Genomic DNA, 14,620 nt, shown 5'->3' with positions numbered 1-14,620 from the left:
GGGTTGGTCCAGATCTTGGGCTGCCCTGGGGGTGGCCGCGGTTGTCGGCGTGGGGACTGGTCAAGCATGGTCCCAGACGACGTGGAGCCCAGCCCGCGACCGTTCGGACCTGCGGGCCGCGCGGCTGTACCTGACCGAGGAGGCGGTGGCCCGTCTGAAGGCGGTCGGCCTCGTCCAGGCGCAGCAGCGCCGTCGACAGCACCTCGTCCCCGGCCGCCACCCGGCTCCGGCCTCGGCGGACCGTGAGGGCGCGTCGTCGGCCTCCGTACGCACCGCATACGGGACCGTCGAGGTGCCGACCGCTCCGGGAAAGGTCGTCGCGCTGGGAGACACCGCGCTGGACAGCGCCCTCGCCCTGGGCGTCCAGCCGGTCGGCACGCTGTCCAGCCGGGGCGGTGACTCCGTGTCTGCCTACCTGGCCGCTGAGGTTTCGGACATCTCCCTGGTCGGCACGGTCGCGGAGATTAACCTCGAAGCCGTCGCCGCGGCGCGGCCAGACCTCATCCTCGCCGCGTCCGGCACGCCCCGGGAGCAGTACGACGCGCTCAAGGCGATCGCGCCGACGGTCGTGCCCGAACCCGCCCGCTTCGGCGACTGGGAGAGCGAGACCCGTACCGTCGCCGCCGCGCTCGGCAAGGAGGCCGAGGGCGAGCGGCTCCTCGCCGGCATCGAGCGGCGCGCCGGGGGCATCGCCGGCCGCCGCTCTGCCGACGGCGGCGAAACGGCGGTCGTCATCCGCTGGATGCCCAGCGGTCCGGTGATCCTGTCCTCCGCGCTGATGCCGGGCCGCCTGCTGAAGTCGACCGGCGACCGGCCCTCTCCCGCCGCGGAGTTCACCGGCAAGCCGCACACCGACCCGCTGAGCCTCGAGAACCTCGGCAAGATCGACGCCGACCGCATCTACCTCACCACCCTCACCGCCGACGGCGAGAAGGCCCTGGCCGCGGCCGAGGCGCAACCGGCCTTCGCCCGCCTGAGGGCGGTGAAGGCTGGGAACGTCGACGTGGTCGACGGAGACGTGTGGAGCAGCGCTGCCGGCCCTCTCGCCGCAGGCAAGGTCCTCGACGACGTCGAGCGGCTCCGCACCACCGCTTGACCGTTTCAAGCGGCCTGCTCTCAGGCCGCCGAAACGTGTGGTGGGCCGGCGGAAGCCGTCCGGGGGCGGGAGTTGGTCACCGATGCCCGGCTCGCAGGGGGTCAGGCGCGCGGCCGCTTCACCTTCTGCTGCAGGACCAGTTCCAGCAGGTTCAGGGCATCGACCACCCGGTCGCGGTCGTCGCCGAGGCCCTCGAGCAACTCGACCTCCGCCGCCAGCTGGCGAGGGAACATCTCGTCGATCGCGTCGCACCCCGCCGGCGTGACGGTGACGAGGGCGGCGCGGCGGTCCGCGGGGCTCGGGCGGCGCTCGACGAAGCCGCGCTTCTCCAGCTTGGCCAGTGTCTTGCTGACGGCCGCGCGGGAGCAGCCGAGGGTCTCGGCGAGCCGACGGGCGATCACCGGGCCTTCCGCGTGCCGCAGTTGCACCAGGGCGTCGAGCTCCGGTGCGGTCAGGGGGGCACCCTCGTACAGCGGCTCCACGGCGGTGGTCAGCAGTGCCTCGATGCGCTTGATCGGGCGCACGACGTCCATGGGGGACGTGTCGAGATCGGGGCGTGCTGCTGTCCACATGGCGCGGAAGTCCTCGGGGGTCGGCGGCGAAGTCATTGTTGATCCCAATTGTTAACCAGTAGACAAATGGTTTACCGTGCAGTTCATGGTACCCACCACGACTTCCGAACCGGTGACCCGGACACCCGCAATCACCGCCCCGCCCGCACGGGTTGGTGTGCTGATCGTGCTGCTCGGTGCACTGACCGCGATCGCGCCGCTCGCCACCGACATGTACGTCCCCGGCTTCCCGGAGATGGGCCGCACGCTGCACACGAGCGACTCCGCCGTGCAGCTGTCCATGACGTCCTTCCTGGCCGGGCTGGTCATCGGTCAGCTGCTCATCGGCCCGCTCAGTGACGGCCTCGGCCGCCGACGGCTGCTGGTCTCCGGCACGGCGCTGTTCGCCGTGCTGTCGCTGGTGTGCGCCTTCGCCCCGACCATCGAGATGCTGGTCGCTGCGCGCTTCCTTGAGGGCGTCGCGGGTGCCGCGGGCATGGTGCTGGCCCGCGCGGTCCTCACCGACCGCTTCCACGGTCCCGAACTGCCGCGCTACTTCTCGCTGTTGACCATGGTGCTGAGTGTGGCGCCGGTCGCGGCACCAGTGATCGGCGGCGGCCTGCTGTCCGTCGGAGGCTGGCGGGCCACCTTCGTGGCGCTCGCGATCTTCGGCGCCCTGCTCTTCCTGGCGGTCCTGCCCGGAGTCCCCGAACCCCTCCCGCCGGAGCGGCGCCACACGGGCGGAATGGCCAGTACCTTCCACGCCATGGGGCGGCTGCTCGGCCACCGCGCCTTCCTCGGCAGCACGCTCACCCTGGCCTTCGCCGCAGCCGCACTCTTCGCCTGCATCGCCGGCTCCAGCTTCGTCTTCCAGGAGGTGTACGGCACCTCCGCCGGGCTCTACAGCCTGATCTTCGCGGTGAACGCGTGCGGCATGCTGCTCGCCGGTGCGGTGTTCGGCGTGCTCTCGCGGCGACTGACGATGGGGACGCTGCTGAGCGCGTCGGTGGCGGTCGCGCTGGTCGCCGTACTGGTCCAGGTGCTCCTGCTGGCCACGGTCGGCGGCAGCCTGGCCGGCACCTGGGTCACCCTCTTTTTCGCCGCCTTCGGTATCGGCGGCATCTTCCCGGCCAGCATGAGCCTGGGCCAGTCCCTCGGACGGGAGGCGTCCGGAGCCGCGTCCGCGCTGCTCGGTGGGATCCAGTTCCTGTTCGGCGCTCTCGCGTCACCGCTCGTCGGCGCGTTCGGCACTGTCGGCGCCATGCCGATGGCGGCCATCATGCTCGGTTCGTTGATCTGCGCCGCGCTGTGCCTGGTCTTCCTGTGCGGCCGTGGCGAATATGAGGGCGGAGTCGCTGACGGGCTGCGCGCGAGGACTCTGATCGTCCTGCGCGCGTGGCGCTTGTCGCGGTGATCGCTCTGCCGATCGTGGCTGCTTTGCGCGATGACGTCCGACTTATGTGTTTCTGTCGCATCATTCCCCTCTGGGCTATCGTCGGATCAGATGACTTGTCTTGCGCTGACATGAAATGCGGCCTTGGTCATGGGCAGGCGGTGCGATGGCAGAGCAGGTGGACGGCGGTGCGTCTGTGACTCCGGGAGCGGTGCGACTGCGGCTGCTGGAGGCGCAGGGCGACGCTCTGCCCGAACCCGAGGTGATGAGGCTCGCGCTGCAACAGGCGACGGCCGCGCTTGGGGCGCTTGGGGGCTGGTTCACCTTCGCCGTGAGGGGGACGACGAGCCGCGGCTTGTCGCCGCTGCCGGGCTGCCCGGCAGCGTCACACAGGTGTGGCTGCGGCTTCCGGACAGTGGTGACTCGGCTCCGGCGCGTGCTATGCGGGACGCCGCGACCCACTGGGCGGAGAGGGCCCGCGAGGATCTCGGGGCCGCTGGCATGATCGCCGTTCCGCTGCCCGGTCCCGAGGGGCCGCTGGGCGCGATTTCCCTGTTCCTGGTGGAGAGGGGTGAACCGGACGCCGCTCGACGCTCTTTCCTGGAAGCAGTGGCGGCGTGGGCTGCCCAGCGGCTACGGCGGTTTCCCGTGTTCCGGGCTCCGGCGGGAGGCGAACCTGTGAACAACAGGGCAGCGGACCCCGCCGAGGGCGGAGGCGGTCCACCGCAAGCACCCGTGGTCCCCGCCGCGGACCGCGCAGCGGTCGAGCGCACCGCCCGGATGGGTGACCTGACCTCCGCCTTGGCCGAAGCACTCACGGCCAAGGACGTCGTCCAGGCGGCCGCCGAGCATGTGCTGCCGCCGCTGGGGGCGGACGGGCTCGTCATTGAGGCGATCGAGGGCCGTCGACTGCACGTTGTCGGATCCGTCGGCTACGCATCCGACTTCTTGGACCGCTTTCTCGACGGCATCTCGCTGGAGTCAAACACCACGGTCGCGGACGTCCTGCGTCGGCGCACCCCCGTGTTCGTGGAGTCCGAGGCCGAGTTCCTCCGGATCTATCCTGAATTGGGCCACATGACTCCGCTTTCGGGCAAGCAGGCGTGGGCGTTCCTGCCCCTCATCGCGGCGGGACATCCGATCGGCACCTGTGTCATCGCCTTCTCCGAGCCACGAGGTTTCGGGGAGGCGGAACGGACGCTGCTGACGGCACTCAGCGGTCTGGTCGCTCAGGCCCTGGGGAGAGCCCGCCTGTACGACGCGGAGCACGGCCGCGCCCAGTCACTTCAGCGCGGACTCCTGCCCAGGTCGCTGCCGTCGCTGCCTGCGGTCACCGCTGCCGCCCGCTATCTGCCCGCCGGTCGGGGCGCGGCGGTGGGTGGTGACTGGTACGACGTGATCCCTCTGTCCGCGGACCGGGTCGCCATGGTCATCGGCGACGTCATGGGTCACGGCATCACCGAAGCCGTCACCATGGGGCGGCTCCGGACGGCGGTCCACACCCTGGCCGGCCTCGAACTCGCACCGGAGGAGATCCTCGGGAAACTCAACGACCTCGTCGCCGACCTCGGCGACGACCAATTCGCCACATGCCTGTACGCGGTGTACGATCCCGTCAGCCGGGTCTGCACCTTCTGCCGGGCCGGCCACCCCCCTCCCCTCGCGCTGACTTCCGACGGAACGCCGCGGTGGCCTGATATCCCGGCCAATCCGCCGCTGGGCGTGGCGGAACCTCCTTTCGAAACCGGGAAGCTGCGCATGCCCGAGGAGAGCCTGCTGCTGTTCTACACCGACGGACTCATCCGGCCGGTCGGTCAGGACATCGACGACGAGATCGCGCGGCTCATGGAGACGGCCGTTTCCGCCGTTGCCGAGACTCCTGTCTTCGTTGCGGAAGGACATGGCAGCGGACACGAACGGATCGACACTCTCTGCGGTCTGATCACCCAAGGGCTGCTGCACGATGGAGCTGGAACGGACGACGACGCGGCGCTGCTGATCGCCCACACGCATCGGACCTCAGCCGAGGACGTCGTGTCGTGGCCCCTGCCCGAAGATGCCCGAGCTGCGGCCGAGGCCCGCGCACACGTGCGTCGGCAGCTGGCCGTATGGCATCTGGGCGACCTCGAAGCCACCACCGAGATCGTCGTGAGCGAGCTGGTCGGCAACGCGGTCCGGCATGCCAAGGGCCCCTTGCGCCTCCGCCTGCTCCGCAGCCGGTCGCTTATCTGCGAGGTGTACGACGGCAGCCTCGCGACCCCGCGTATCCAGCGTGTCACGTACATGGACGAGGGAGGCAGAGGGCTGTTTCTGGTGGCCGCGCTCTGCAGCCGGTGGGGCGCCCGTTATCTGGAGGAGGGCAAATGCCTGTGGGCCGAGCAGGAGTTGGCGCTCACCGAGCCCCGTCAGCTCTGAAAAGTTCCTGCTGCGGCTCGTAGCGGGCTGCCCGGCGGCCGGGCCGGCCAGGATGTCTCCAGGTGTGCGGCGAGGGACATCCCGTCGTGGCGCCGGCCCGGCCGCCTGTCCGTGGGAGGCAGGGGTAGGGCCGTCCCACGGGGTTTCAGAGGCGGGCTCTCCCGCGCTTCACAGCTCCTCGGCCGTGCGTCCGGTGAGTGCCGCCAGCATGCGCGGACTGCCCTGAACCGCGGTGCGCTGCATGTGGTGCAGGACGCCGCGGATGCCGCCCATCTCCTCGCCGCCGCCGGCCCGTCCGGGGCCACCGTGGATCAGGGCGGGCAGCGGGGAGCCGTGGCCCGTGGACGCCTTGGCGGACTCGGTGTCGAGGACCAGAAGCCTGCCGTGCCAGGGGGCGGCCCCCAGCACCACTTCTCGCGCGAAGGCCGCGTCGCCGGTGACGACGGATCCCGCGAGACTGCCCCGACCCAGAGAGGCCAGGAAGGACACGTGCTCCGCCGACGTGTAGGGGATGAGCGTGCTGACCGGGCCGAACGCCTCCACCTCGTGCGGCGCGGCGGCGCCCGGGTCGTCGCAGCGCAGCAGCAACGGGGAGAGGAACGCGCCCCGTTCGGCGTCGGCACCCCTCACGTCCACCCGGTCGGGGTGCCCGAAGACGAGGCGCGCGGAGTCGAGGAGCGTCTTCACACAGCGGCGTACCTCCTCGCGCTGCGCGAGCCCGGCCAGGGCTCCCATGCGCACGGTCGGGTCGGCCGGGTTGCCCACGACGACCTCCGCCAGCCGGGCGGCCACGGCCTCACCGACCGCGTCCATCAGGTCCACGGGAACGAAGGCACGGCGGATGGCCGTGCACTTCTGTCCCGCCTTCACGGTCATCTCGGTGACCAACTGGTCGACGAACAGGTCGAATTCGGGAGTCCCGGGGGTGGCGTCCGGGCCGAGCACCGAGCAGTTGACGGAGTCCGCCTCGGCGTTGAACCGTACGGCCTGGCGTACGACCGCCGGATGAGTCCGCAGCCGTTCCGCCGTGGCCGCCGAGCCGGTGAAGGACACCAGGTCCTGTTCGGTGAGGTGGTCGAGCAGGTCGCCGGCGCCGCCGCAGACGTACTGCAGGCTGCCGGGGGGCAGCAGACGGGATTCCACGATCAGTTCGATCAGGCGGCTGGTCAGCACACAGGTCGGGGTGGCGGGCTTGACCAGGCTGGGTACGCCGGCCAGCACGGCCGGGGCCAGCTTCTCCAGCGGTGCCCAGACGGGGAAGTTGTACGCGTTGATCTGCACCGCCGCACCCCGCAGCGGGGTGAGGATGTGGCCGCCGAGGAAGCTGCCGTCCCGGCTCAGCGACTGCTGCGCTCCCTCTGAGTAGACCAACCCCTCGTCACCGCCGGGCAGTTCGCGCAATCCCAGGTCGGCGTAGTGACGCAGCACATTGATGCCGCCGTCGATGTCGAACTTCGAGTCGTACAGCGTCGCACCCGTCCGGGCGGAGAGCGCGTACAACTCCTCGCGGTGTCCACGCAGGTGGGCGGCGAGGTCCGCCAGCAGCCCCACGCGCTGGTGGAAGGAGAGCGCGCGCAGCGCCGGTCCGCCTACGGTGCGGGCGTGGTGCAGCGTGGACGCCATGTCGACGTCCGCGGAGGAGGCCCGGGCGATCTCCTCGCCGGTGACCGCGTCGTACACCGGCGTTCCGTCCCCGGTCGGGGTGTACCACCGGTCCTGTACATAGCTCGGCAGCAGGTTCATCGGGCCGTCCTTTCCGTTCCGGCGTACGCGTCGTCGCCGTCGTTGACGGGGTGGTGGCCCCAGATGTCCGAGTGGTAGACGCGGCTCACCCAGGTCTCGTCGTCCACCCGCCGTCCCTCGGCGCCGACTTCGATGCCGAAGCCGGCGGGGGAGCGCATGTAGAAGGAGAACATCAGGTCGTTGGAGTGCCGGCCGAGCGTCGCCATGAGCGGGACCTTGTGGGTGCGGGCCCGGTCGTGGGCGCGGCCCACGGCGTCCATGTCCGACACCTCGCACAGGATGTGGTGCGTGCCTTCGCGCTTGCGGGACTCGACGAAGGCGATGCTGTGGTGGCGCGGGTTGCAGCCCATGAAGTAGAAGGTTCCGCCCAGGGGCAGGAGGGTCACATCGCTGAGCCGGAAGCCCATGACGTCCCGGTAGAAGTCGACCGCCTCCAGCGCGCGGGGCGACTTCAGGACGACGTGCCCCATCCCCTGGTCGCCGGTCACGAACGTCACGCCGAGCGGTGAGACGAAGGGGGCGGTCGGCAGGTGCCGGCCGGTGAACAGTTCGGTGCGTACCGCGCACGGTCCGTCGAACCACACCATGCGGTCGACCTGACGGTCGGCGCACTCCTCGGACGAGCCCTCGTGGACCTCCACTCCGTGGGCGCGCAGGCGCAGAGCCAGCTGCTCCAGGGCGCGCGGATCGCCGACCTCCCAGCCGATATGGGTGACACCCCCGGACTCGGCGCTCTCGATACGGAACCGGTAGGGATGCTCGTCCAGCCGCAGCAGCCGCGGCCTTCCTGGTCCCCGTCACCGTCCTAGAGCTGACCTTCGGACTGCTCGGCGACCTGTTCGGACGACGGCGGCTGCTCGTCGGCGGTTCGGTGCTGGTGGCGGTCGGGTTCGTGGTCTGCGTGGCTACGCCGGGCCCCGAGACCGACCACATGACCCGGCTGATCGTGCTGTGGACCGGCCAGATCCTCGCCGGCATCGGTGCGGCCGCCGTGATCCCGACGACCCTGGCCATGATCGCCGCGGGCACGCACACACCACGCGCACGGGCCCGTTCCATCTCCGTCTGGGCGGCCGCGCTGTCGATGGGCAGTGTGCTGTCCCCGTTGGCCTGTGGCCTGCTCGCGCAGTCGCAGTACAACTCGTGGCCACACTCCGGGTGGCGGTGGGCGTTCCTCCTCGTGGTCGCACTCGCCGCGGTGTCGGCCGTACTCGCCTACGTCCTGGCCGAGGACTCGAAGTCGCCCGAGGGACGTTCCCTCGACTGGCCGGGGCAGATCACGATCGCCGTCGCCGCCGTCGCCCTGCTCTTCGCCGTCATCCAGGGGCCCACGAGCGGCTGGGGCAGCATCGAGGTCATCGGCGGGTTCACCGTCGCCGCCCTCTTCCTGGTCGCCTTCGTCCTCGCCGAACACCGCTCGGCGTCTCCGCTCCTGGACCTCGGCCTGTTCGCCAACCGCAACTTCACCGTCGCCGCCATCGTGACGGTCGTCGGCATGTTCTGCTACCTCGGCACCGGCTACGTGACCAGCATCCGCCTCACCGCCATCCAGGGCTTCACCCCCCTCAAGGCGTCCCTGGCATTCATCGTCTTCAACGGCGTCTCGGCCCTGATCCAGGTGCCCATCGCCTCCCGCCTCATCGAGCGCTACGACCCGAAGTGGATCCTCGGCGGCGGCCTCCTGCTCATCGGGGCGGGCGACTTCTGGATGGCCTCGATACCCATCGGCCACCAGTCCGTCACGCCTCTCATCGCCCCGCTCGTCGTGGCCGGCGCGGGCGTGGCGTTCGTCCTGTCCGCAGTCACCGCCGTGGTCATCAACACCGTGCCCCACAACCTGTCCGGCATGGCCGCCGGCTGGACCAGCCTGCTGCGCGACTTCGGGTTCACCCTCGGCCCCGCCGTCGTGGGCGCCATCGCCCTCAGCCGGGCTGCGCGCGAGATCAGCGACGAGGTCGCCTCCGACCCGGAGCTCAGCCAAGCACTGGACACCTTCAACGCCTCGCCGGCGACCGCGCCCGAGGGACAACAGGAAGCCGTGGAGGGAGCGGTTGCGGCCGTCAACTCCGGCCCGCTCGGCGCCAACGCCGTCCCGTCGACCGTCACCCTGCCCGACGGATCCACCGTGCCGTTCAACCCGCTCAAGGACACCGCCTTCCAGGCCCTGGGCAGCGCTTACTCGCTCGGCTACCTGATCGTCGGGCTGTGCGCGGTCGCGGCGGCGGTGGTCACAGTGGTCCTGATCAGCGGACGCCGAGCGGACCTGTCAGATACGCCGGACGCGCCGGCCACTCCGATGACGACCGACGCCTGACGGACCGCAGGAAGAAAGGAGCGCTCACATGACCGGCCCCACCCGCCCACGACCCATGTTCCGCCTGGGCCGTCTGCTGGAACGCCGCGCCGAGTCGCACCCCGACCGCACGGCACTGGTCTTCGGGGACCGCGCGTGGACCTACGGGCAACTGCGGGACTGGATCGTGACCACGGCGAGGCAGCTGCGCCTGCACGGGGTCGGATCCGACAGTGTCGTCGCCTACGCGGGTGCCTCGCGCCCCGAAGTCTTCGTCCTGATGTACGCCACGGCCCGCCTCGGAGGCGTGTTCGTCCCGGTCAACGGGGCGGCCACGCCTCCCGAGATCGCCTACCTGCTGGCGGACTCGGGAGCGGACGTGCTGATCACGGACGCCGCCTGCGCCGCCAGACTGACCGGCGACGGCACCGTACCGGCGGGCATCGCCCGCGTGTGTCTGGACGAGGAGCCACCCGACGGATACGCCCCACTGAACCGGACGTCGGACGCCCCTTTCGGCGACGACACCCCGGCACCCGTGGCGGAGGACGATCTCGCCCTCATCGCCTACACCTCCGGCACGTCCGGCCGGCCGAAGGGCGTGCTCCTCACCCACGGCAACATCTTCTGGAGCTGCGTCAACGGACTCCTCGGCCTCGACCTCGCCCGCGACGACGTCACGCTGATCACCACACCCGTCTTCCACATCGCGGTACTGAGCGGGGTCGGCTCCTACACCTGGGCCAAGGGCGGGACCGTCATCCTGGAGCCTGCCTTCACCGTCGACGGCTTCCTGAAGACCGTACGGCAGCACCGGGTCACCGTGACCTTCGCCGTTCCGGCGATGCTCGCCCTGATCGCACAGCACCCGGGCTTCGCCGCCGCGGACATGTCCTCGCTGCGCTGGATCCTCAGCGGGGGAGCGGCGGCACCGGCATCCGTCGCCGAGGTGTTCCACCGCCGCGGTATCCCGGTCCTCAGCTCGTACGGTCTGACCGAGACCGCCGCAGGCGTCACCTACCGCGACCCCCGCGACGGCCCGGGCTGCTCCGGCGAGGCAGGACTCGCCGCACCGCTGACCGAGCTCCGGATCGTCGACGTCGAGAACCGCCCCGTGCCGCGCGGGGCGACGGGAGAGATCGTCGTCCGCGGGCCCAGCGTGACCTCCGGATACCTGGGCCTGCCGGAGGAGACGGCGGCGGCCCGCGACGCCGAGGGCTGGTTCCACGGGGGCGACCGGGGCTATCTCGACCCCGAGGGCCGCCTGGTGGTGGCCGGCAGGATGAAGGACACCATCATCACCGGCGGGGAGAACGTCGACCCCACCGAGGTGGAAGAGGCGCTGGAGGCATGTCCCTGCGTGTACGAGGTCGCGGTCGTCGGAACGCCCGATCCCGTCTGGGGAGAGGTCGTCACGGCCATCGTCGTGCCGGCCGTCGACGCGGAGTGCTCCCTGGAGGACATCCAGACGTTCCTGTCCGCCTCCCTCACCCGGTACAAGATCCCCCGCCGCCTCGAACTCCGGGACCACCTGCCCCGCACCGCCACCGGCAAGCTGCAGCGCAACCTGCTGCGGGGCTGAACCGGGCCGTACCAGACACCATGGAGAGGTACCTCATGCCCACACAGCCGTCCGGCACCCCCTCGGGAGCCCGCCCGAAGGACACGTCTCCCCCAGCCCCTCCACCGCGTGGGCGTCGTCGGAGCGGGCCTCATGGGCAGCGGTATAGCCGAAGTCTGCGCCCGCGCCGGCCTCGACGTACTCGTCGCCGAAACTGGCCCCGATGCGGTCGAGGCGGGGCGCGACAGAATTGCCAAGTCCCTGGCGCGCGCGGTACGCAGCGGCAGAGTCGCGCCGCCGGACAGCGCCACGTCCCTCCGCCGGATCGGCTTCACCACCGACCTGGCCGACCTCGCCGACCGCGACATCGTGATCGAAGCGGCGGCCGAGGACGAGCAGGTGAAGGCCGAGATCTTCGCGACGCTCGACAAGGTGGTCGCCAGACGGGATGCGATCCTCGCTTCCAACACCTCCTCCATCCCCGTCATGAAACTGGGCACAGCCACCGGACGTGCCCAGCAGGTGATCGGCGTGCACTTCTTCAACCCCGTGCCGGTGCTGGACCTCGTCGAACTGGTCCCCTCCCTGCTGACCAGCGACCAGACCCGCGACCGTGCGGCCGAGTTCGTCAGCCGGGCCCTGGGCAAGCAGGTCATCCACGCGAAGGACCGGGCCGGCTTCGTCGTCAACTCACTTCTGGTGCCCTACCTGCTGTCGGCCATCCGCATGCTCGAGTCGGGCACTGCGTCCGCAGACGACATCGACGACGGCATGGTGCTGGGCAGCGCCCACCCCATGGGCCCCCTGCGGCTGGCCGACCTGATCGGCCTGGACACCCTCAAAGCGATCGCGGACTCCATGTACGAGGAGTACAAGGAACCGCTGCACGCCGCGCCGCCCCTCCTGCTGCGCATGGTGGACGCCGGTCTCCTCGGCAGGAAGACAGGCCGGGGCTTCCACGACTACTCCGGTTGAAAAGGGCTGAAAGGAAAGTCAGATGAGTTTGAGGATCGTTGTCACTGTGAAGTACGTGCCCGACGCCACTGGCGACCGGCACTTCGCCGATGACCTGACCGTCGACCGTGACGACGTGGACGGTCTGCTCTCCGAGCTGGACGAGTACGCGGTGGAGCAGGCGTTGCAGATCTCGGAGAACTCGGCCGACGACATCGAGGTCACCGTCCTGACCGTCGGACCCGAGGATGCCAAGGACGCGCTACGCAAGGCGCTGTCGATGGGTGTGGACAAGGCGATCCACGTCGAGGACGACGATCTGCACGGCACCGACGCCCTCGGCACCTCGCTGGTGCTGGCGAAGGCGATTGAGAAGGCCGGCTACGACCTGGTCATCTCCGGAATGGCGTCCACGGACGGCACGATGGGCGTCGTCCCCGCGCTGCTCGCGGAGCGCCTGGGTGTGCCGCAGGTGACCCTGCTCTCGGAGGTCGCTGTCGAGGACGGCACGGTCAAGGGGCGCCGCGACGGCGACGCCGCCTCCGAGCAGCTGCAGGCCTCCCTGCCGGCCGTGGTCTCGGTCACCGACCAGTCGGGCGAAGCGCGTTACCCGTCGTTCAAGGGCATCATGGCGGCGAAGAAGAAGCCGGTTGAGTCCTGGGACCTGTCCGACCTGGACATCGAGGCCGAGGAAGTCGGTCTGGAGGGTGCCTGGACGGCTGTGGACTCCGCGGCCGAGCGCCCGGCGCGTACCGCCGGCACGATCGTCAAGGACGAGGGCGAGGGCGGCAAGCAGCTCGCTGAGTTCCTCGCAGGCCAGAAGTTCATCTGATTCAACAGGAGTTGCTGTCCCATGGCTGAAGTTCTCGTCTACGTCGACCACGTGGACGGTGCCGTCCGCAAGCCCACCCTGGAGCTGCTGACCCTGGCCCGCCGCATCGGCGAGCCGGTCGCCGTCGCGCTGGGCAACGGCGCCGCCGATACGGCCGCCGTGCTCGCCGAGCACGGCACGGTCAAGGTCCTCACGCACGAGGCGTCCGAGTACGCCGACTACCTCGTCGTACCGAAGGTCGACACCCTCCAGGCCGCCGTCGCCGTGGTCTCCCCGGCCGCTGTGCTGGTGCCGTCCTCTGCGGAGTGCAAGGAGATCGCCGCCCGTCTGGCGCTGCGCATCGGCTCCGGCATCATCACCGACGCCGTCGACCTGGAGGCCTCCGACGAGGGCCCGGTCGCAACCCAGTCGGTGTTCGCTGCCTCCTTCACCACCAAGTCCCGTGTCTCCAAGGGCACCCCGGTCATCACCGTCAAGCCCAACTCCGCCGCCGTGGAGGCCGCCCCGGCCGCCGGTGCGGTCGAGGCGCTGGAGGTCACCTTCGGTGCGCTGGCCACCGGTACCAAGGTCACCGGCCGCACCCCGCGTGAGTCGACCGGGCGTCCGGAGCTGACCGAGGCCGCGATCGTGGTCTCCGGCGGCCGTGGCGTCAACGGCACCGAGAACTTCGCGATCATCGAGGCCCTCGCCAACTCCCTCGGCGCGGCCGTCGGCGCCTCCCGCGCCGCGGTGGACGCGGGCTGGTACCCGCACAACAACCAGGTCGGCCAGACCGGCAATTCGGTCTCCCCGCAACTCTACATCGCCAACGGCATCTCCGGCGCGATCCAGCACCGGGCCGGCATGCAGACCTCGAAGACCATCGTGGCCGTCAACAAGGACGCCGAGGCCCCGATCTTCGACCTCGTCGACTACGGCGTCGTCGGCGACCTCTTCGACGTCGTCCCGCAGCTCACCGAGGAGATCAAGGCCGGAAGGGGTCCCCGCTGATGCGCATCGTGATGGTCGGGCTGCCCGGTGCCGGTAAGGGCACGCAGGCCGCGTGCCTCGCCAAAAACCTGTCCGTTCCGCACATCTCCACGGGCGACATGTTCCGGATGAACATCAGTCAGGGCACGGAGCTGGGACGGCGGGCGCAGGACTACATGCAGGCCGGACAGCTGGTCCCCGACGAGATCACGATCGGCATGGCCAAGTCCCGCATCGACCGGTCGGACACCGCCGACGGTTTCCTGCTTGACGGCTTTCCGCGCAACGAGCACCAGGCCGAGGCGCTCGACCGACTGCTGCAGGACAACGGAGTCTCGCTCGACGCGGTGCTCGATCTGCAGGTACCGCAGGAGGAGGCTGTCAGGCGAGTCGCCGGCCGACGGCTCTGCCGTACTGACGACAGCCATGTCTTCCACATGACACACAACGCGCCCCGCACACCTGGGCTCTGCGACCTGTGCGGCGGCGAGCTGTACCAGCGACAGGACGACACCGAGCACACGGTTCGCAGACGGCTCGACGTCTATCACCGGGCTACCGAGCCGCTCATTGCCTACTACCGGGCGCGGAATCTGCTTGTCAGGATCTCCGGGCTGGGGCCCGTGCCAGAGATCACGCAGCGTTCGATGGCTGCCTTGCGTAGGCACAGCGCAGGCGACCGGGCGGTCTCGTGAAACGATCTCGGCGCTGCCGACCACGGCTCTCCGCGACAATCGCCCTTCAGCGAGCCACTCCGTGACCGAGCGAGTGCCCCCCGACGGTGTCGGCGCAGGCCGGTGCATGGCCCGTCGA

The 14,620-nt window shown here is 70.2% G+C and carries 12 protein-coding genes and 1 pseudogene; 10 read left to right on the top strand and 3 right to left on the bottom strand.

From position 1 onward, the window contains the following. Window positions 1-49: 49 nt before the first annotated feature. Window positions 50-1,096 (top strand): iron-siderophore ABC transporter substrate-binding protein, encoded by a 1,047-nt coding sequence (locus tag HDC93_RS33395; protein ID WP_185014565.1) that lies wholly within the window; start codon window positions 50-52, stop codon window positions 1,094-1,096. Between the two features lie 101 nt (window positions 1,097-1,197). On the opposite strand, the gene HDC93_RS33390 is transcribed toward HDC93_RS33395, so the two are convergent. Continuing rightward, window positions 1,198-1,704 (bottom strand): MarR family winged helix-turn-helix transcriptional regulator, encoded by a 507-nt coding sequence (locus HDC93_RS33390; protein ID WP_179202399.1) that lies wholly within the window; start codon window positions 1,702-1,704, stop codon window positions 1,198-1,200. A gap of 49 nt (window positions 1,705-1,753) precedes the next feature. Between HDC93_RS33390 and HDC93_RS33385 the strand changes: the two genes are divergently transcribed. Continuing rightward, window positions 1,754-3,061 carry a multidrug effflux MFS transporter gene (locus tag HDC93_RS33385; RefSeq protein ID WP_185014564.1) on the top strand — a complete coding sequence of 436 codons (1,308 nt, stop codon included), beginning with the start codon at window positions 1,754-1,756 and terminating at the stop codon, window positions 3,059-3,061. 480 nt (window positions 3,062-3,541) lie between these two features. Beyond that, complete coding sequence (locus HDC93_RS33380; protein ID WP_260419905.1) at window positions 3,542-5,455, top strand: SpoIIE family protein phosphatase; 1,914 nt, start codon at window positions 3,542-3,544, stop codon at window positions 5,453-5,455. A 168-nt stretch (window positions 5,456-5,623) separates the two neighbouring features. On the opposite strand, the gene paaZ is transcribed toward HDC93_RS33380, so the two are convergent. Next, window positions 5,624-7,198 (bottom strand): phenylacetic acid degradation bifunctional protein PaaZ, encoded by a 1,575-nt coding sequence (gene paaZ, locus HDC93_RS33375; protein WP_185014562.1) that lies wholly within the window; start codon window positions 7,196-7,198, stop codon window positions 5,624-5,626. Then, window positions 7,195-7,839: a VOC family protein gene (locus tag HDC93_RS33370; protein ID WP_185014561.1), complete on the bottom strand. Its 645-nt coding sequence runs from the start codon at window positions 7,837-7,839 to the stop codon at window positions 7,195-7,197. Before HDC93_RS33370 ends, paaZ begins: the two co-directional genes overlap by 4 nt. A gap of 143 nt (window positions 7,840-7,982) precedes the next feature. Between HDC93_RS33370 and HDC93_RS39830 the strand changes: the two are divergent. From HDC93_RS39830 to HDC93_RS33340, 7 genes and pseudogenes are all read left to right on the top strand, one after another. Continuing rightward, window positions 7,983-8,687 (top strand): annotated as a pseudogene (locus HDC93_RS39830) (MFS transporter); the annotation flags it as partial. Between the two features lie 6 nt (window positions 8,688-8,693). Continuing rightward, window positions 8,694-9,512, top strand: a complete 819-nt coding sequence (locus tag HDC93_RS39825) for an MFS transporter (protein ID WP_398987401.1) — start codon at window positions 8,694-8,696, stop codon at window positions 9,510-9,512. A 28-nt stretch (window positions 9,513-9,540) separates the two neighbouring features. After that, a complete protein-coding gene (locus tag HDC93_RS33360) occupies window positions 9,541-11,073 on the top strand; it encodes a class I adenylate-forming enzyme family protein (RefSeq protein ID WP_185014560.1) in 1,533 nt (510 codons plus the stop codon). Window positions 11,074-11,205: 132 nt separating this feature from the next. Further along, complete coding sequence (locus HDC93_RS33355; protein WP_185014559.1) at window positions 11,206-12,027, top strand: 3-hydroxybutyryl-CoA dehydrogenase; 822 nt, start codon at window positions 11,206-11,208, stop codon at window positions 12,025-12,027. 22 nt (window positions 12,028-12,049) lie between these two features. Then, window positions 12,050-12,838 (top strand): electron transfer flavoprotein subunit beta/FixA family protein, encoded by a 789-nt coding sequence (locus HDC93_RS33350; protein WP_185014558.1) that lies wholly within the window; start codon window positions 12,050-12,052, stop codon window positions 12,836-12,838. A 21-nt stretch (window positions 12,839-12,859) separates the two neighbouring features. Next, entirely contained in the window at window positions 12,860-13,828 is a 969-nt protein-coding gene (locus HDC93_RS33345) for an electron transfer flavoprotein subunit alpha/FixB family protein (RefSeq protein WP_185014557.1), read from the top strand. Next, the gene (locus tag HDC93_RS33340; RefSeq protein WP_185014556.1) at window positions 13,828-14,502 is read left to right on the top strand and encodes an adenylate kinase; all 675 of its coding nucleotides are present in this window, start codon (window positions 13,828-13,830) and stop codon (window positions 14,500-14,502) included. Before HDC93_RS33345 ends, HDC93_RS33340 begins: the two co-directional genes overlap by 1 nt. Window positions 14,503-14,620: the final 118 nt, after the last annotated feature.

The organism is Streptomyces sp. AK010 (assembly GCF_014207295.1).
Classification (GTDB): domain Bacteria; phylum Actinomycetota; class Actinomycetes; order Streptomycetales; family Streptomycetaceae; genus Streptomyces; species Streptomyces massasporeus.
This window is presented reverse-complemented; position numbering and strand designations above follow the sequence as displayed.

Excerpts from the sequence above, each read along its gene's own strand:
- HDC93_RS33390 (WP_179202399.1), bottom strand. The coding sequence starts at position 1,704 with ATGACTTCGCCGCCGACCCCCGAGGACTTCCGCGCCATGTGGACAGCA.
- HDC93_RS33385 (WP_185014564.1), top strand. The coding sequence starts at position 1,754 with ATGGTACCCACCACGACTTCCGAACCGGTGACCCGGACACCCGCAATC.
- HDC93_RS33380 (WP_260419905.1), top strand. The coding sequence starts at position 3,542 with ATGATCGCCGTTCCGCTGCCCGGTCCCGAGGGGCCGCTGGGCGCGATT.
- paaZ (WP_185014562.1), bottom strand. The coding sequence starts at position 7,198 with ATGAACCTGCTGCCGAGCTATGTACAGGACCGGTGGTACACCCCGACC.
- HDC93_RS39825 (WP_398987401.1), top strand. The coding sequence starts at position 8,694 with ATGTTCTGCTACCTCGGCACCGGCTACGTGACCAGCATCCGCCTCACC.
- HDC93_RS33360 (WP_185014560.1), top strand. The coding sequence starts at position 9,541 with ATGACCGGCCCCACCCGCCCACGACCCATGTTCCGCCTGGGCCGTCTG.
- HDC93_RS33355 (WP_185014559.1), top strand. The coding sequence starts at position 11,206 with ATGGGCAGCGGTATAGCCGAAGTCTGCGCCCGCGCCGGCCTCGACGTA.
- HDC93_RS33350 (WP_185014558.1), top strand. The coding sequence starts at position 12,050 with ATGAGTTTGAGGATCGTTGTCACTGTGAAGTACGTGCCCGACGCCACT.
- HDC93_RS33345 (WP_185014557.1), top strand. The coding sequence starts at position 12,860 with ATGGCTGAAGTTCTCGTCTACGTCGACCACGTGGACGGTGCCGTCCGC.
- HDC93_RS33340 (WP_185014556.1), top strand. The coding sequence starts at position 13,828 with ATGCGCATCGTGATGGTCGGGCTGCCCGGTGCCGGTAAGGGCACGCAG.